The organism is Vibrio hannami (assembly GCF_029589055.1).
Classification (GTDB): domain Bacteria; phylum Pseudomonadota; class Gammaproteobacteria; order Enterobacterales; family Vibrionaceae; genus Vibrio; species Vibrio hannami.
Genome location: NZ_JARQZP010000007.1, coordinates 2,010,832 through 2,029,648 on the forward strand (window position 1 = coordinate 2,010,832; position 18,817 = coordinate 2,029,648).

Annotated in this window: 14 protein-coding genes, 2 tRNA genes and 1 pseudogene; 3 read left to right on the top strand and 14 right to left on the bottom strand. The window is 44.8% G+C overall.

From position 1 onward, the window contains the following. Nucleotides 1–105: 105 nt before the first annotated feature. The 3 genes from P7F88_RS23745 to P7F88_RS23755 all read left to right on the top strand — a co-directional run bounded on the left by P7F88_RS23745 (nucleotide 106) and on the right by P7F88_RS23755 (nucleotide 4,184). Entirely contained in the window at nucleotides 106–2,145 is a 2,040-nt protein-coding gene (locus P7F88_RS23745; RefSeq protein ID WP_277828894.1) for a sensor domain-containing protein, read from the top strand. A 126-nt stretch (nucleotides 2,146–2,271) separates the two neighbouring features. Next, entirely contained in the window at nucleotides 2,272–3,285 is a 1,014-nt protein-coding gene (gene ubiU, locus P7F88_RS23750; RefSeq protein WP_277828896.1) for a ubiquinone anaerobic biosynthesis protein UbiU, read from the top strand. A gap of 23 nt (nucleotides 3,286–3,308) precedes the next feature. Next, nucleotides 3,309–4,184 carry a U32 family peptidase gene (locus P7F88_RS23755; RefSeq protein ID WP_277829266.1) on the top strand — a complete coding sequence of 292 codons (876 nt, stop codon included), beginning with the start codon at nucleotides 3,309–3,311 and terminating at the stop codon, nucleotides 4,182–4,184. Between the two features lie 55 nt (nucleotides 4,185–4,239). Here the strand turns inward: P7F88_RS23755 and P7F88_RS23760 are convergent, their stop codons facing one another. The 14 genes and pseudogenes from P7F88_RS23760 to glmM form a co-directional block, all read right to left on the bottom strand. Continuing rightward, nucleotides 4,240–5,580, bottom strand: coding sequence for an MATE family efflux transporter (locus P7F88_RS23760; RefSeq protein ID WP_277828898.1), 1,341 nt, complete (start codon nucleotides 5,578–5,580; stop codon nucleotides 4,240–4,242). 86 nt (nucleotides 5,581–5,666) lie between these two features. Beyond that, nucleotides 5,667–6,086, bottom strand: coding sequence for a MarR family winged helix-turn-helix transcriptional regulator (locus P7F88_RS23765; protein WP_277828900.1), 420 nt, complete (start codon nucleotides 6,084–6,086; stop codon nucleotides 5,667–5,669). 110 nt (nucleotides 6,087–6,196) lie between these two features. Continuing rightward, entirely contained in the window at nucleotides 6,197–7,123 is a 927-nt protein-coding gene (gene nlpI / locus P7F88_RS23770) for a lipoprotein NlpI (protein WP_277828902.1), read from the bottom strand. Between the two features lie 71 nt (nucleotides 7,124–7,194). Further along, nucleotides 7,195–9,321 (bottom strand): polyribonucleotide nucleotidyltransferase, encoded by a 2,127-nt coding sequence (pnp, locus tag P7F88_RS23775; protein WP_277828904.1) that lies wholly within the window; start codon nucleotides 9,319–9,321, stop codon nucleotides 7,195–7,197. A gap of 270 nt (nucleotides 9,322–9,591) precedes the next feature. Then, a complete protein-coding gene (gene rpsO, locus P7F88_RS23780) occupies nucleotides 9,592–9,861 on the bottom strand; it encodes a 30S ribosomal protein S15 (RefSeq protein WP_277828906.1) in 270 nt (89 codons plus the stop codon). A gap of 224 nt (nucleotides 9,862–10,085) precedes the next feature. Next, nucleotides 10,086–11,024 (bottom strand): tRNA pseudouridine(55) synthase TruB, encoded by a 939-nt coding sequence (gene truB, locus P7F88_RS23785; RefSeq protein WP_277828908.1) that lies wholly within the window; start codon nucleotides 11,022–11,024, stop codon nucleotides 10,086–10,088. Continuing rightward, nucleotides 11,024–11,419 carry a 30S ribosome-binding factor RbfA gene (gene rbfA, locus P7F88_RS23790; RefSeq protein WP_277828910.1) on the bottom strand — a complete coding sequence of 132 codons (396 nt, stop codon included), beginning with the start codon at nucleotides 11,417–11,419 and terminating at the stop codon, nucleotides 11,024–11,026. The genes truB and rbfA overlap by 1 nt, the downstream gene beginning before the upstream one ends. A gap of 320 nt (nucleotides 11,420–11,739) precedes the next feature. Next, nucleotides 11,740–14,457 carry a translation initiation factor IF-2 gene (gene infB, locus P7F88_RS23795; protein WP_277828912.1) on the bottom strand — a complete coding sequence of 906 codons (2,718 nt, stop codon included), beginning with the start codon at nucleotides 14,455–14,457 and terminating at the stop codon, nucleotides 11,740–11,742. Nucleotides 14,458–14,481: 24 nt separating this feature from the next. Further along, nucleotides 14,482–15,970 (bottom strand): annotated as a pseudogene (nusA, locus tag P7F88_RS23800) (transcription termination factor NusA). Between the two features lie 35 nt (nucleotides 15,971–16,005). Then, nucleotides 16,006–16,461, bottom strand: a complete 456-nt coding sequence (rimP, locus tag P7F88_RS23805) for a ribosome maturation factor RimP (RefSeq protein WP_277828914.1) — start codon at nucleotides 16,459–16,461, stop codon at nucleotides 16,006–16,008. 255 nt (nucleotides 16,462–16,716) lie between these two features. After that, a tRNA-Met gene (locus P7F88_RS23810) sits at nucleotides 16,717–16,793 on the bottom strand. 46 nt (nucleotides 16,794–16,839) lie between these two features. Further along, nucleotides 16,840–16,924, bottom strand: a tRNA-Leu gene (locus P7F88_RS23815). Between the two features lie 9 nt (nucleotides 16,925–16,933). Continuing rightward, nucleotides 16,934–17,272: a preprotein translocase subunit SecG gene (secG, locus tag P7F88_RS23820; protein WP_277828916.1), complete on the bottom strand. Its 339-nt coding sequence runs from the start codon at nucleotides 17,270–17,272 to the stop codon at nucleotides 16,934–16,936. Nucleotides 17,273–17,479: 207 nt separating this feature from the next. After that, nucleotides 17,480–18,817: a phosphoglucosamine mutase gene (gene glmM / locus P7F88_RS23825; protein ID WP_277828918.1), complete on the bottom strand. Its 1,338-nt coding sequence runs from the start codon at nucleotides 18,815–18,817 to the stop codon at nucleotides 17,480–17,482.

Below are 18,817 nucleotides of genomic sequence, written 5' to 3' on the forward strand. Positions count from 1 at the left end.
TTTCGAGGTTATAGTAGCTATCAATAAGCACAGTTTTTATTATTATCAATAATAATAAATTGCTGATAATAAGTAGTCGCTAATAAGTAATTTGGTAAAAGGTTGATGCCTGCAGTAAAACAATTACAAACCTGGTTTTCAAAGTTAACGGACTCAAGTCCGTTTCTGTTCGCTGTTCTCGATAAAAACCATAACTACAGTAACGTCAACGACAGATACTGCGAAATTGCTGGGCTCTCCAAGCAAGAACTTGAAGGGATGAACGATGCACAAGTTCTCGGAGAGACATTCTCAGAACAATTAAGACCTTATTACGAGCGAGCCTTTGAGGGTGAATCAATAGAAGCCGAGATCACCCTAAACGATCATGAACACGAGAGTAGTATTCACTTCAGTGTATCCCCTGTTTCCTTTGACGGAAACATCGACTTCATTACTTTCCACGCAATAGATACCTCAGAAAAACATATACTTGTTCGTTCGCTTGAAGAAGCAGAAATCAAATTTTCCACTTTAACTGATTTAATGCCCGATGGTTTATTGCTGGTCGAAAACGACATAATCATCTCGGTAAACCCAATTGCGCTTAGATTACTAGGTTTTAAAGAGACCGACGATTTGCTTGGCGAGAGCTTTGGTCGCCTGTTTATAGATGAAAACTCTAAAAGCGTTTATAACGGGCAGTTAGTTGAATCCTTAAAAGACTCATCGATAACCTGCCTGACTGGCGCCCGATGTGGTGTTGAACGTAAGGTACAATTGAGAGCAGCTGAAGCGTCCGTTTTTGGCAGCAAATCTCAGATAGTTATCCTCGAAGATGCGGACAACCTTCCCCTGGACGGCAGCAAAGACAACCATGACTCTCATTACGATTCACTGACGAAACTGTACAATCGCTTTGGTTTTACACGCCGCCTGGAACATTTTATTGAGAACAAGATACCTCTGGTGATGCTGTATCTCGATATCGACAATTTCAAAAACATTAATGACTCATTAGGTCACCATATTGGGGATCGAGTGATCAAAGAAGTATCATCACGCCTTCAGAGGTTACTGCCTGCACAGGCTATATTAGGGCACCTTGGTGGGGATGAGTTTGGTATTATTTTGCCAGAGCCTGAACAACCAAAATCAGAAGAGTATCTTGCAGAGCGTATCATCTCCCTAATTAACCAGCCATTCGACCTGCACCATTTCAGTAAACGCTTAGCATGCTCTATTGGTAGCGTTGCTTATCCCGGAGATGGTAACGATGCACGCATATTGCTGCAAAATGCTGATACAGCGATGTATGAGGCAAAAGACAGAGGCCGAAACAGACTGGTCAAATATCATGATCAGATGAATAAAGCCGCCCGAATGCGCCTCTGGCTGGAAATTGAGCTTCAAAAAGCATTGCAGCAAGACGGACTTGAAGTCTGGTATCAACCCAAGGTGAACGCTCGTGATTTCAGCATTAATGGGGCAGAAGCGCTCATTCGCTGGAAACACCCAATTGAAGGCTACATTAGCCCAGGGGCATTTATCCCGGTAGCAGAGAAAGCTGGCTTAATCGAACACCTGGGCCGTGTTGTTATGCGAGATGTTTTCTCTACAGTCAAGCGTTGGAAGACCCAGGGAATCTTACCGGGTCGTGTTGCCATCAACCTTTCTCCAGAACAGTTTGGTAATCCTAAGCTTATCGACTACATGGAAAAGCTACTTCGAACAACCGAGCTTGACCCTTCTTGCATTACCTTCGAGCTTACTGAAAGTGCGGTGATGAGTGATAGTGACCATACACTTCAGATGTTAAACGCGATTAAAAACCTCGGTTTCTCTTTATCTATTGATGACTTTGGCACTGGGTATTCATCCCTCTCCTACCTGGCACGTTTTCCGATTGACGAACTAAAGATCGACCGCGCCTTTATCAACGATATTGATAAACTACCTAAGCAGGTTACTGTCATCGAAAACATTATTAATCTGGGTAAATCACTAGATTTGTCAGTCGTTGCAGAAGGCGTAGAAACCAGACAGCAAGCGACTTTGTTGTCTAATTTGAACTGTCACTCTATTCAAGGATTCCACTTCCACCGACCTCAACCTAGACAAGAGGTGGAAGAGTTATTCGCTCTTAATCGACGATATAAGAATTAACGTTCAGGAAGTAGTCATGGCTCTACCACTCCAGGATGAGATTAAGGTAAACCTGCCTTATATCAACTTTATCGTTGATTCTTCCCCCTACAATGCAAAATAATTTTGAATTTAACGGTTTAGCAAATGGAACTTTTATGCCCGGCAGGAAATTTGCCTGCATTAAAAACCGCTATTGATTGTGGTGCCGATGCCGTCTATATCGGCTTTAAAGATGATACGAATGCACGTCATTTCGCTGGTCTAAACTTCACCGGCAAAAAACTGGAACGCGCAGTTCAGTATGTTCGGGATAAGAACCGAAAACTTCATGTTGCCCTGAACACATTCGCACACCCAGACGGATTTGAACGCTGGACAAAAGCGGTCGATAACGCCGCGGCTATGGGTATAGATGCTCTGATAATCGCTGATATCGCTGTGCTTGATTATGCTGCAAGCAAGTACCCAGATCTGGAACTTCACCTTTCTGTACAAGCTTCTGCTACCAACGTTGCTGCTATCGAATTCTATAAGCAGAACTTCAACGTAAAACGGGTAGTACTGCCACGAGTTCTTTCTATTCATCAGGTTAAACAGCTTTCACGTAATATCCCCAACGGCGTCGATCTCGAAGTCTTCGCATTTGGCAGCCTATGTATAATGTCTGAAGGTCGTTGCTACTTATCCTCGTATATGACTGGTGAGTCTCCAAATACTGTCGGCGCTTGTTCTCCAGCAAAATACGTACGCTGGCAGGAAACCGAGAACGGGCTTGAATCCAGACTGAATGAAATTCTGATCGACAAATATGCCGAAGGCGAAAACGCTGGTTACCCTACACTATGTAAAGGACGTTTTGATGTGGATATTGAAGGTGAATCCAAACGCTATCATGCGCTAGAAGAGCCGACCAGCCTGAATACACTTTCATTACTTCCTGAATTATTCGCAGCAAACGTTGCATCAGTGAAAATTGAAGGTCGTCAGCGCAGCCCAGCTTATGTCGAACAGGTAACCAGAACCTGGAGAGCTGCTATCGACCGATACCAGTCTAATCCTGAAGCTTACAAAGTTGAAGATAACTGGAATGCCGCTCTGGCAAATGTATCAGAAGGAACCCAAACGACACTGGGTGCTTACCATAGAAAATGGCAGTAACGGAGTATTAGATGGAAAACCAAATGAAGTATGCGCTGGGTCCACTACTCTATTTCTGGCCTAAGCAGGATGTAGAGTCATTCTATAACAAAGCTGCCGCCTCAAATGCAGATATCGTCTATCTCGGTGAATCTGTATGTTCGAAGCGTCGTGAAATGAAGCCTGGTCATTGGCTTGATATCGCAAAAGAGCTATCCGCCTCTGGTAAGCAGGTCGTACTATCGACTATGGCTCTTCTGGAAGCACCTAGCGAAGTCAATGTAATGAAAAAGTACATTGATAACGGAGAATTCGCCATAGAAGCTAACGATGTTTCAGCCGTACAGCTAGCATTTGAAAAGAAAGTGCCTTTTATTGTTGGACCTGCAGTTAACACATACAACGCACAAACCTTAAAGCTGTTCTTGAAACAAGGAATGATACGCTGGTGTATGCCGGTGGAGCTTTCCCGTGACTGGCTTGCGAACACACTAAATCAATGTGAAGAGCTGGGTATCAAAGGGAAGTTCGATGTCGAAGTGTTTAGCCATGGCTATCTGCCTCTGGCTTATTCGGCACGCTGCTTTACCGCCAGAGCAGAAAATCGTCCTAAAGATGAGTGTGAAACCTGTTGTATCAACTATCCAACTGGCTTACAAGTTTGTAGTCAGGAGGGTCAGTCTGTATTTAACTTAAATGGTATTCAGACTCAATCAGGTTACTGCTACAACCTGGTGAATGATCTCAATGGAATGAAAGGGCTAGTGGACGTCGTAAGACTAAGCCCACTTGGTGTAGAGACTTTTTCTCAGCTTGAAAAATTCCGTGCAAATGAACACGGTCAAAGCCCGGAAAAAGTAGAAAGTCATCAGTGCAATGGCTACTGGCATCAATTGGCGGGTCTAGAGTTAAAAGAGTAACTCTGGATTATATGGATAGGCTAAGTTTCTCTAACTTAGCCTATCATTGAGCACGTTAGCTCGTTTGGCAAACCACCTTGTCCGAGCTGACATTCAAATACCTAATATCCTTTCTCAGCACATAGAACAAAATCAGACTCACAAGAATATTAGATATCGGGTACGCTAACCAAACACCATTTAGCCCTAAAAACATCGGTAATAGATACAGGAATGGCAATTGTGCTAGCATATTCCCTACTGTAGTAAACATCGCCTTCTGGCTCTTCCCAACAGCTTGATAGTACGCAGCAGCTACAACAATAAAACCATCCAAAAACAGAGTAAACATATGGAGACGAATTCCGAGTGTGCTCGCAGCTAACAGCTCAGGATCTTCATCATTAAACACCGATATGATTGTCTCTGGAAATAGGTTTACGATTCCGATAAAGGCCACACCAAGTACAATAGCGGTCCACATAGCGATACCCAGCAACTGGCCTACTTTTTCCGGCTTTTGGGCGCCATGGTTAAAGCTCACCAGTGGTTGCATTCCATTTGCTACACCTTCAACCGTTAAGTAATAGATGGTAACGATATAGCCGATAATCGCGTAAGCCCCAACAATCAGCACACTTCCGTATTGAGTGAACATCCAGTTGTGAACCGCCACCATCGCAGAACCATAAGCGTACATAAAGAAGCTGGAAAGCCCGATGGTCAATATCTGCGGAATCAGCTCAATTCGTATCTTGAAGTTCTTAAAAGATAGCCTCATGGTGGCGTATTTCGAAAAGAAGTACCACACCCCAATGACAGTTGTAATACCTTGCGAGATCGATGTGGCGATAGCAGCTCCAGCTAACTCCCTATTCAAAACACCAATAAATAGATAATCCAGAACAATATTCAGGCAAGCCCCTAGTACCATAAGACCGGTAGCTAACTTAGGGCTATTATCATTTCGAAGTAAAAATGGCAGTGCAATGCCACCTAACCCGACGATATTAGTTACGATCACGATATCCAGGTACTGTTTTCCTAATTCGAAAACATGTCCATCTACCCCTTGAAGCATCAAAAGATCATCTGCATAGAGGTATAAAAGCAGTGCCAATATCGGATAGATAATCAACAGCATGGCTAAGCCAGTGCTCACTGCATCTTTTGCTTTGTTTTGCTCTCCAGCACCCTGACTAATAGACGCGATGGCTCCGGCACCCACACCAACCATCATACCAATACCAAGTACCGCCCCAATAAGAGGCCACGCAACGTTTATACCCGCCAACCCGTCCGCACCAACGTATTGGCCGATAAAAACACCATCAATTATCTGATAAAGACCATTAACCAACATCGCGGCTACCGTCGGCAACGTATAATGCCAGAACTGTTTATATATCGGTTTCACTGATTCAACACCATTTTGTTAGCAAAGCTAACTATCTAGATAAACTAACAAATAATTATTTCCGCTTGATACTTAAAGAGCTCTAACTAGGTATCGTTCTTTAACATTTTGGTCAGGATTTCGACGACCCGCTCTGACTCTTCTTTGGTTACATTTCTCTCTAGCTTATCGACAACCAAAGAGTAAACCTTATCTTCCAAAGAGAGATCTTTCTTTGCCTGCTCAGTTAGCTCTACTCTCTTTACTCGAGCATCTTCAAAGTCACTAATGCGTCTAACTAACCCTTTCCTCTCTAATCTGACCACCATATTTGAGGCTGAAGGTTTGGTAACCATCATCTCAACAGCCAGATCGGTGATTCTAATTGGTTCCTTTGCCGTCTGAATAACCTTTAGGTAATCAAATTCGTTAAAGCTCAATTTCGCCAGAGGATCTTCCTTTACAAACATCCTCCACTCTTTTGAGATATACCTTTCGAACTCGAACAAAGTTTCTTTTAAAGACATTACAGCACCATTTAGTTAGCACGGCTAACTATTTTAACCTAACAAAAAATCTACGCAATAAAAAAACCGCTGCATAGTTGCAACGGTTTAGAGTAATTCCAGTTATAAGCTTAATCTGAAACAGAGCCTAAATTGCCGGAAGCTTTGCTTTCTCTTCGAGCTTGTTGAACCTCATCAAAAATCCTACCTAGTTCAAGGAAAGAATATCGGTGCTCAACATACTCATAGACATTAAATGACAATGCGAGCTTATATAAAGCGATTGCATTTGCGTAGTCGCCCTCAAACTGATAACGCTTACCTAAATAAAAATAGGTTTCAGTAAGACGCTGAGCTAAGACAGCATTATCTCTGGTATCAGCAAGCACCGCTTTAAATACCTGTTTTTCACTAATATCGTTGAGCATAATCGCGACCAATACCCAACCCCATTCTTCGTTGTGAGTTCTGTATCGTGACGCTAATTTATCGCGGGCAATAACAGGGTCTATCTCGCGTTCAATAATGTAAAGCCATAAAGCCCGAAAAGGGTCGCTAGGATCGTCCTTATAGTGTGCGGTCATCTCTTCAAACGCCAGATCGATACGATCGCCATAATACAAAGCAATGGCTCTGTTGCGCTCTGCATATTGGTTTTCAGGATCAAGCTCTAATGTCGAATCGAAAGATTCATACGCCGCATCAAATTCACCTACCTGAGTAAAGTAAACACCAAGCAAATTAAAGATATCTGGTTGCGCAGGATTCAGACTGAGAGACTGATTAAAATCCAGACGAGCCAGATCTCTTAAACCGAGGCTGTCATAGAAGCTGCCTCGCTCGTAAAACATCTTAGCTCTGACATCATCTTCCAGGTTTGGTCTTTGCAATAGCTGGCTAAGACGGGCTATTTGTACTTCCTGTTGTATGCTTGGCTGCAGAGGAACAGCCATTGGCGGATAAACCCATCCACTTTTTTGTTGTCCATTATTTCCCGTGGATGTACAACCCGTAAGCACCAGCAATACACCTAATCCAACTACTCGAAACCAATTCACAAATATCAATCTCCAAAAAAAGGGGAGCACAATGCTCCCCTTTATAACACGCTTTGCTGTTAGTAAGCTACTTACTCTGCATCAGCCGCAGGTTGTTCGCTTTCAGCTGGCTTTTCAACCGCTTCTTTCATACTTAGACGTACACGTCCCTGACGGTCGATCTCAAGTACTTTAACCTTAACTTCCTGCCCCATTTCAAGGTAGTCAGATACTTTCTCAACACGCTGCTCAGCGATCTGAGAAATGTGTACAAGACCATCTTTACCAGGAAGAACAGTAACAAATGCACCGAAGTCAGCCAGGCGAGCAACCTTACCTGTATAGATCTTACCAACTTCAACTTCAGCAGTGATCGCTTCGATACGGCTGATTGCATCTTGCGCCTGAGAGTTGTCAGTTGCAGCAATCTTGATAGTACCATCGTCGTCGATTTCGATAGTAGTACCAGTTTCTTCGGTTAGCTGACGGATAACCGCACCACCTTTACCGATAACGTCTTTGATCTTCTCAGCGTTGATCTTCATTGTGTGGATACGTGGAGCGAACTCAGAGATATCTTCACGAGCGCCAGAGATAGCTTCGTCCATTACAGAAAGGATGTGCTTACGCGCACCTTGTGCCTGGTTAAGAGCGATCTGCATGATCTCTTTAGTGATACCTTCAATCTTGATATCCATCTGCAGTGCTGTGATACCTGTGTTAGTACCCGCTACTTTAAAGTCCATGTCACCTAGGTGGTCTTCGTCACCAAGGATGTCTGAAAGAACAACAAAGTCATCGCCTTCTTTTACAAGACCCATTGCGATACCCGCAACAGATGACTTGATTGGCACACCTGCATCCATAAGAGCAAGAGAAGTACCACATACAGAAGCCATCGAAGATGAACCGTTAGATTCTGTGATTTCAGAAACAACACGTACAGTGTATGGGAACTCATCTACAGAAGGCATTACAGCAGCAATACCACGCTTCGCTAGTTTACCGTGACCGATTTCACGACGCTTAGGAGAGCCAACAAAACCAGTTTCACCTACACAGTATGGAGGGAAGTTGTAGTGTAGAAGGAAGTGATCTTTCTTCTCACCAGTCAGCTCATCGATGATCTGTGCATCACGCTGGGTACCCAGAGTAGCAACAACCATTGCCTGAGTTTCACCACGAGTGAATAGAGCGCTGCCGTGAGTACGTGGAAGAACGCCAGTACGTACGTCTAGCGCACGAACCATGTCTTTTTCGCGACCGTCGATACGTGGGTTACCAGCAATGATGCTACGACGTACAACAGTCTTCTCCAGATCGTGGAAGATAGTGTGAATTTCTTTTGTGTTCGCTTCAGGATCTTCAGCTAGCAGTACTTCGTTTACTTCTTCTGCAATCTCGTGGATGCGGTCGTAACGAGCCATCTTTTCAGTGATCTGGTAAGCTTCAACAAGCTTAGCTTCTGCTAGTTCAGCAATCTTAGTGTTAAGAGCTGTATTTTCTTCAGGAGCAACCCAATCCCATGCTGGAGTAGCAACTTCAGCTGCAAATTCGTTAATTGCTGTAATTACTGTCTGCTGCTGATCGTGACCGTAAACTACTGCAGAAAGCATCTCTTCTTCAGTTAGGTTGTCCGCTTCAGATTCAACCATAAGTACTGCAGATTCAGTACCCGCAACAACAAGATCAAGCTTCGATGTTTCTAGCTCAGTGTTGCTTGGGTTAAGTACAAGCTGACCATCAATGTGACCAACACGTGCCGCACCGATAGGACCGTTGAATGGAATACCAGAGATAGCAAGAGCAGCAGAAGTACCGATCATAGTAACGATATCTGGCTGAACGTCTGGGTTTACAGAAACTACTGTAGCAATTACCTGTACTTCGTTTTTAAATGCATCCGGGAAAAGCGGACGAATTGGACGGTCAATCAGACGAGCTGTCAGTGTTTCACCTTCAGAAGGACGACCTTCACGCTTGAAGAAACCACCAGGGATTTTACCTGCAGCGTAAGTACGCTCCTGGTAGTTAACTGTTAGTGGGAAGAAATCCTGACCTTCAACCGCTTCTTTTTTACCAACAACAGAAACGAATACTGAAGTATCGTCCATTGTTGCCATGACTGCAGCAGTTGCCTGACGTGCAATTACGCCAGTTTCTAGAGTTACGGTATGGTTACCGTATTTAAATGTTTTAACGACTGGATTCGCGAACATTAGTATTTTCCTTTAAATAGTGAATACACCTTTCCGGCATTACTAATCGCGACTAATGGAAAACATCTTACAAAGATTTTTCATTAGCCGCGACCTTATGGTCGACTGCGGTGACTGTAATACTCAAAAAAGTGTTTGTTACAAACTACGCTATGCGCAGATGGGCAGTAGTATAGATGAAAACCGAGATAAGTGCAGGTGGTTATAGGTAAATTCTGGGACAGAAAAAGAAAAAGGGGCTCAAAAGCCCCTTTTTCATACAAACTGATCTTAGCGACGTAGGCCTAGACGTTTGATTAGGTCGTGGTAACGAGCTAGATCTTTACCTTTAAGGTAGTCTAGAAGCTTACGACGACGAGAAACCATGCGTAGAAGACCGCGACGGCTGTGGTGGTCTTGCTTGTGGTTTGCAAAGTGACCTTGTAGGTGGTTGATAGAAGCAGTAAGTAGAGCTACCTGTACTTCTGGTGAACCTGTGTCGCCTTCGCCACGTGCGTAGTCAGCAACGATTGCTGCTTTAGTTTCTGCATTCAGAGACATAATTCTCTCCTAATAAGAGTAAGTTAAACACTGTGCCAGCCAATCTCTGATTCAGCCGACACGAGGAGCGCGAATTATACGGGAGGAAATATAATTACGCAAACAAAATGTACTATTTCAATCAAGGTTAAAGGTTACGGGACGGGCTACGCCCTACTGGTAACAGGAAGATCAATGTAACCTGTAACCTGTAACCTGTAACCTGTAACCTGTAACCTTATATCCTAGTCCCTAAAAACAACCAGCCTTTTCGGCGCTATCTTGCCATCGTCGTCGATTTCGCCGACACCGATAAATAGTTTCTCTTCACCAGAAGTCATACGCACCTGACCTTCAGCTGGTGCTCCAAACACCTGTACTGGCTGGCCATGTTGTACCATATCTGTAAGCTCTGGAATCAGGTTTACTTCCGGTAGATCCTGCACCGCAGTATCCATAGGAAGAAGAATCGGGTCCAATAGCTCTTTTGGCTGGATATCCTGCTCTCTTGCCTGCTCAAGAAGTTCTTCAAGCTGCTCAATAGTGACCATCTTTTCGTAGGGGTAGTGAGATACACCAGTACGACGGAGGTAAGTCACATGAGCGCCACAGCTTAACATTTCCCCAAGGTCATCAACGATGGTGCGAATGTAAGTGCCTTTTGAGCAGTGCACTTCCATCTCTACTTCATCGCCTTCAAATCTCAGCAGTTCAATATCGTAAACCGTGATTTTTCTCGATTCACGCGGGACCTCAATACCTTCACGAGCATACTCGTACAGAGGCTTACCCTGATACTTCAGAGCAGAAAACATGGAAGGAATCTGGTCAGTGGTGCCACGGGACTTGGCAATGCAACGCTCTAACTGACCGCGATCGACTTTTACCGGACGAGTTTCAACCACTTCACCATCAGAGTCTGAGGTATTGGTACGCTCACCCAGCTTCGCGATAACCCGGTAGCGCTTATCTGAATCCAGAAGGAACTGAGAAAACTTCGTCGCTTCACCCAAACAAATAGGAAGCATACCAGTCGCCAGTGGGTCAAGAGCCCCTGTGTGCCCTGCTTTTTCTGCGAAATAGATACGCTTTACTTTTTGAAGCGCATCATTAGAAGAAATTCCTGTCGGCTTGTCTAAAAGGACAACACCGTTTACCGGACGACCTTTACGACGACGAGCCATTACTCTTCTTCCTCACGACCAGATTCTTCAGCACGACGCTTATCGCTGTTTACAACCTCAGAAACAAGGTTAGACATGCGCATACCTTCAACCAGCGTATTGTCATAAACAAAACGTACTTCTGGAGTCAGGCGAAGACGGATACGCTTACCAAGCATCATACGGATATGAGCTTCGTGCTCTTTAAGAGCAGCAAGGCTATCTTCTGGAGTCTGTTCACCCACGCAAAGGAAAGTAACGAATACTTTTGCGTAAGCCAGGTCACGTGAAACCTCTACATCAGAGATGGTCACCATCCCCATGCGTGAATCACGGATTTCTCTTTGCAGAATAACTGCTAACTCTTTTTGTAATTGCTGCGACACGCGCTGCGTGCAGCTAAATTCTTTTGACATAATTTTTCTCTCGCTAATACCGTAAGAAGCACTACCTGTATGGGAATGATTCCGCAAACCGCTCAAGACATCCATGTACGCTTAAAATTGCACATCCATGTGCAATTATGTTTGCTCCATCACACCCACACAGGCAATTACAAACTTTCTCGGCATAAGAAAATATGGGGGGATGGTAAAAAACCAGCCCCCCATGGTGTATTCAACAACCTATTCAGTCGTCATCCCTGCGAAGGCAAGGATCTTATACCAACGATCACTGTATATTAAATTCCCACTCAAACGCATAGCTAATGCGGGAATGACAGTGTGACCGATGATTAGTCAAGCGTACGCTTAACTTCTACAGTTTCGAATACCTCGATCTGGTCACCAACTCGAACATCATTGTAGTTCTTAACGCCGATACCACACTCGTAGCCATTCTTAACTTCCTGAACGTCATCTTTAAAGCGACGTAGCGACTCTAGTTCACCTTCGTAGATAACTACGTTATCACGTAGAACACGAATCGGCGCATTACGCTTAATCAGACCTTCAGTAACCATACAACCTGCAATTGCACCTAGTTTAGGCGACTTAAATACATCACGTACTTCTGCAAGACCGATGATTTCCTGCTTGAATTCAGGAGCAAGCATACCACCCATCGCCTGCTTAACTTCATCGATAAGCTGGTAGATGATCGAGTAGTAACGTAGATCCAGGTTCTCAGCTTCGATAGTACGACGTGCAGATGCATCAGCACGTACGTTAAAGCCAAGGATGATAGCGTTAGAAGCCGCTGCTAGTACTGCATCAGTCTCAGTAATACCACCAACACCAGAGCCAACTACGCTTACTTTAACTTCGTCAGTAGACAGTTTCAGTAGCGAGTCAGTGATTGCTTCTACGGAACCCTGCACGTCGGCTTTCAGTACTACGTTCAGCTCAGCAACTTCACCAGCTGCCATATTAGAGAACATGTTCTCTAGTTTAGCCTTCTGCTGACGAGCTAGTTTAACTTCACGGAATTTACCCTGACGGTAGTTCGCTACTTCACGCGCTTTACGCTCATCACGTACAACTGTTGCTTCATCACCAGAAGCTGGAACACCAGAAAGGCCGATGATTTCCACAGGGATAGAAGGGCCAGCAGTGAAGATCTCTTTACCGATTTCATCACGCATTGCACGAACACGGCCATATTCCTGACCACAAAGAAGGATATCACCTTTGTTCAGAGTACCAGACTGAACCAGTACAGTTGCAACAGGGCCGCGACCTTTATCAAGACGAGATTCAACAACAACACCTGATGCCATGCCATCTGCAACAGCAGTCAACTCAAGAACCTCTGCCTGTAGAAGAATCGCTTCTAACAGACCTTCGATGTTTGTACCCTGTTTTGCAGAGATGTGAACAAACATGTTCTCACCGCCCCACTCTTCAGGAATAACGTCGTACTGAGCTAGCTCGTTCTTAACGTTGTCTGGGTTAGCTTCTTCTTTATCGATCTTGTTTACCGCAACAATCAGAGGTACACCCGCCGCTTTAGCGTGCTGAATCGCTTCGATTGTCTGTGGCATCACACCATCATCTGCAGCAACAACAAGTACAACGATATCCGTAGCCTGAGCACCACGAGCACGCATTGCTGTAAATGCTGCGTGTCCAGGAGTATCCAGGAACGTAATCATGCCGTTGTCAGTTTCTACATGGTATGCACCGATGTGCTGAGTAATACCACCCGCTTCGCCTGAAGCAACGTGCGCTTTACGGATATAGTCAAGTGTCGATGTTTTACCATGGTCAACGTGACCCATGATAGTTACAACCGGAGCACGTGGCACAGCTTCAGCTGTATCATCACGATCAGACAGAACAGCTTCTTCCAGTTCATTCTCCTTACGAAGAACAACCTTGTGGCCCATCTCTTCCGCTACTAGCTGTGCTGTTTCCTGGTCAATAACTTGGTTGATAGTCGCCATAGCGCCCATCTTCATCATCACTTTGATAACTTCTGTCGCTTTAACCGACATCTTGTTAGCAAGTTCAGAAACAACAATAGTTTCACCGATAACAACGTCTTGCTTAGCTACTGTAGCAGTCTTATCAAAGCCATGTTGCATTGAAGTTGGCTTAGCTAGCTTACCTTTGCGGCCTTTACCACGCTGGTTGCGACCACCACGGTTGTTTGCGTTCGCTGTGTTGTCATCATTGCCACCTGCTTTCTTCTTGCGCTTGCGGCGTCCACCGTCTGCACGGCGGTCTGCTTCATCTTCAGCTTCACGGGCATAAGTAGAAGTCGTCACATGATAGTCAGATTTATCTTCCTGTGCTTTCTTCTGCTCTTCTTCTTTCCAACGCGCCTCGTTTTCTTCGGCTAGCTTGCGAGCTTCTTCAGCCAATCTTGCGGCTTCTTGCTCTGCTTTACGCTTAGCTTCTTCTTCCTGGCGACGTTTCAATTCTTCTGCTTCTTTCTGCGCTGCTTCTTGCATAGCTTTTTCTGCTGGATTCTCTTCGCGTTTCGCAGCTTCTTCCACTTCACGTTTAGCCTTATCAGCTTCGCGTTTTGCTTTTTCTTCAGCTTCACGCTTCGCTTTCTCTTCGGCTTCACGCTTCGCAGCTTCTTCTGCTTCGCGTTTTGCTTGCTCTTCAGCCAGACGCTTTGCTTCTGCTTCGCGCTTAGCTGCCTCTTCTGCTTCGCGCATCGCAGCTTCTTCAGCCTCGCGCTTAGCTTCTTCATCTACTGCGCTACGTTTAACGTATGTACGTTTTTTGCGCACTTCAACTTGCACATTCTTACTCTTACCGCCGCTCGCTGCAACACTTAATGTGCTGCGAGTCTTACGTTGAAGAGTTAAACGAGTTGGCTGAGCCTCACCTGAGGTATCACCATGCTCTTTTTTAAGATGTGTTAGTAGCTGCTGCTTCTCATCTTCAGAAACAACATCGTTGCCCGACTTTTTAATACCGGCATCAGCAAGTTGTTCGATCAAGCGTTCAACCGGTGTACCGATCTCTTCACTCAGGTTTTTTACTGTAAGTTGCGTCATTCCGCTACCTCCTACTTGCTGAAATTATTCTTCATCGCCAAACCAGCAGATATTACGAGCCGCCATGATTAATTCACCTGCGCGCTCTTCTGTCAGACCCTCAACGCCTTCTAGAATCATCAATACCCTGGTCAGCCAAGTCTTCTAGTGTTGCAACACCTTTAGCTGCTAGTTTGAACGCCATTTCGCGCTCAAGACCTTCAAGACCAAGCAGATCTTCTGCTGGCTCGATGCCTTCAAATGATTCTTCCTGAGCTAGAGCAAGTGTTGTCAGTGCTTCTTTAGCACGACCACGTAGCTCTTCAACGATCTCTTCATTCAGACCATCGATTTCAAGAAGCTCATTAACTGGAACGTAGGCTACTTCTTCAAGCGTTGAGAAACCTTCTTCAACAAGTAGCTCTGCAAAGTCCTGTTCGATATCCAGGTACTTCATAAAATTCTCGATAGAAGCAACAGATTCTTCCTGATGTTTCTTCTCAAGATCTTCAACAGTCATTACGTTCAGTTCCCAACCAGTTAGTTGAGAAGCCAGACGTACGTTCTGACCAGCACGGCCGATAGCCTGTGCTAGGTTGTCCGCTTCTACTGCGATATCCATTGAGTTTGCATCTTCGTCAACGATGATAGATGCAACATCAGCTGGTGCCATCGCATTGATAACGAACTGAGCCGGGTTATCGTCCCAAAGAACGATATCGATACGCTCGCCGCCAAGCTCACCAGATACAGCCTGTACACGTGCGCCACGCATACCAACACAAGCACCAACAGGGTCGATACGCTTGTCGTTAGTTTTCACTGCGATTTTTGCGCGAGAACCAGGATCGCGAGCTGCGCCACGAAGTTCGATAAGCTCTTCTGCAATTTCTGGCACTTCGATGCGGAATAGTTCAGTCAGCATCTCTGGCTTAGAACGAGTGATAAATAGCTGGAAACCACGTGCTTCTGGAGCAACTTTGTAAAGAAGACCACGTACACGGTCACCTGGACGGAAGTTTTCACGAGGAAGCTGGTCATCGCGTAGGATAACTGCTTCTGCGTTGTTACCAAGATCAAGCACGATAGTGTCGCGGTTTACTTTCTTAACAACACCAGTTACCAGCTCACCTTCGTTATCGATGAACTGCTCAACAATCTGTGCGCGTTCAGCTTCACGTACTTTCTGTACGATTACCTGCTTCGCTGTTTGCGTAGTGATACGGTCGAAAGTTACTGAATCGATTTCATCTTCGATGTAACCGCCAACTTCGATAGTCTCATCTTCGTATTGCGCAGCTTCAAGAGAGATCTCCTTAGTTGGATTCTCTACTTCTTCAACTGCCATCCAACGACGGAATGTGTCGAATTCACCCGTTTTACGATCGATTTCAACACGAACTTCAATCTCAACTTCGTATTTCTTTTTTGTAGCAGTCGCAAGTGCAATTTCAAGCGCTTCAAAGATTCGCTCACGAGGAACAGCTTTCTCGTTAGAAACAGCTTCAACAACCGCTAAAATTTCTCTGTTCATTTTTCCAGCCTCTTAAGCTCTTCTCTCTAGGAGAACTAAAATTTAGGGATCAGGTTAGCTTTAGAAATATTGCTTAGTGCAAACTCTTCTTCTTGTCCGTCTACAGTAACGGTAATGGTTTCACCTTCAACGGAATGGATAACACCTTTCCACTTACGACGGTTGCCCATAGCCATTTTCAGAACAATGCTGACCTCGTGACCAATAAACTGTTGATAATGTTCTGCTTTAAACAGTGGTCTCTCCAGACCTGGTGAAGAAACTTCCAGGTTGTAAGCCACTGTAATTGGATCTTCAACATCCATTACGGCACTCACCTGGTGGCTCACTTCGGCACAATCATCCACATTGATGCCATTTTCGCTATCGATAAAGATACGCAGTGTTGAGTGTTCACCCGCACGGATAAACTCCAAACCAACCAACTCGTACCCAGCAGCTTCTACTGCAGGTTCAAGTAATTCAGTTAGTTGCCTTTCTAAACCAGTCATTCAAACCACTCCAGAAACAAAAAAAGGGCTCAGAGCCCAATCTAACATTCCAAGCAATAATCTATTTTTCTGAAAACCAGAAAAAAAGATAATAAAAAACCCCGATAAGTCGGGGTTTTTTAAATGCTGGACCCTGATACATCAAACAACAGCCTATTAATAAGAATCATTAATAAACAAGTCATTCGACTTCATAGTTAATACAATTCTAGCAAAATATATTAACTATGAACTTGTAAATCAGCATCAAAATATTGGTTGCGGGGGCCGGATTTGAACCGACGACCTTCGGGTTATGAGCCCGACGAGCTACCAAGCTGCTCCACCCCGCGTCCGACTGCCGAGCATTATACGCTCAACGGCTTGATTTACAAGTTATGGTGCCGAGAGAGGGACTTGAACCCTCACACCTTACGGCACTAGCACCTCATGCTAGCGTGTCTACCAATTTCACCATCTCGGCTAAAACGTTTTACTGAGGAATCTCGTCACCGCTTTTTTCAGCAGGTAATTCACTCGGTACTTCAACAGCAGCTTCTACAGCCTGACCTTGTGTAGGGTCAACCCATTGTGATTCAGTCTTATGCGTTGCCATATTACCGAACACTAGAGCTACTATGAAAAATATTGTTGCACAAATTGCAGTCATTCGGGTTAGGAAGTTACCTGAGCCGCTTGCACCAAAAACTGTGTTTGAGGCACCAGCACCGAAAGAGGCTCCCATATCTGCGCCTTTACCTTGTTGAATCAACACCAGGCCAATTAAACCAGCAGCTGCCAACAGGTAAATCACAAGTAGAACCGTAGTCATATTTCCACCTATGTTTCAAATTGTCGAGCCAGCGCAGTCTTTGACGGATTCAGAGACAAAGCTAGCGACCTCCCTTATCGAAGGCCGAGCAATACTATAGGAACGGCTCTTTTCTGACAAGGGGTAATTCATCAAAACTTCACAGATTTGATTTAAATGGTTATTTTATCGGCTACCAATAAAGCTATTGATAGCCGATTAGCCTAATTAGCAGCTTTCTTTTACTGCTGCTGCTATCTCGAGTGCTGAGTTTTTCACTAGCTCAGAGTCTTCACCTTCGACCATCACGCGGATTAGAGGCTCTGTACCTGACTTTCTCAAAAGAACGCGGCCTTTTGTACCAAGCTTCTCTTCCGCAGCTTCAACGGCACTCTTAACTTCTTCAGCTTCAAGGGGATTTGAATCGCCAGAGAAACGTACATTTTCAAGAACTTGAGGGTAAAGCGTCATACCTTCAGCAAGTTCCTTAAGCGTCATTTCACTACTGATAACAGAAGCCAGAACCTGAAGTGCTGCAACAATTGCATCACCTGTTGTCACTTTATCCAATAAGATTACATGCCCGGAGTTTTCAGCGCCAATAGACCAGCCTTTCTCAAGAAGCTGTTCCATTACATAACGGTCACCCACAGCAGCACGAACAAATGGTATACCTAGCTGTTTAAGGCCATTTTCCATACCCAGGTTGGTCATTAAAGTACCAACAACACCACCTTTTAGTTCACCACGACGAAGTGCATCGCGAGCGATAATGTACGCAATCTGATCACCATCTACCTTGTTACCTTCATGATCAACCATGATGATACGGTCACCATCACCATCAAAAGCCAGACCAAGATCGGCACCTTCTTCTACTACACGTTTCTGCAGAGCACGAACATCCGTAGCACCAACCTCATCGTTGATGTTAATGCCATTAGGTTCAACACCCATAGCTACCACTTCCGCACCCAACTCTTTGAATACAGAAGGAGCAATATGGTAGGTCGCACCATTTGCACAATCGACAACGATCTTAAGACCAGTAAGGTGAAGCTCTTTAGGGAAAGTGCCTTTACAGAATTCGATATAGCGACCAGCCGCATCATCCAGACGCATCGCCTTACCAAGCTCAGAAGACTCAACACACTGAAGCTCTTTATCCAGTTCGGCTTCAATCGCTAGCTCTATTTCATCAGGGAGCTTTGTTCCTTCAGATGAGAAGAACTTGATACCATTATCGTAATAAGGGTTGTGTGATGCAGAAATAACGATGCCAGCTTCGGCACGGAAAGTCTGAGTAAGATATGCAATCGCCGGTGTAGGCATTGGCCCTGTCAGAGTCGCTTTTAAGCCAGCAGCAGCAAGACCTGCTTCTAGCGCCGACTCAAGCATATAGCCAGAAATTCGTGGGTCCTTGCCAATGATTACCTGTTTGGTACCGCTCTTTGCAAGTACTCGACCAGCAGCCCAGCCCAACTTCAGAACAAATTCAGGAGTGATAGGGTATTGCCCCACTTTTCCTCGTACACCATCGGTACCAAAATATCGTCTTTCTGACAT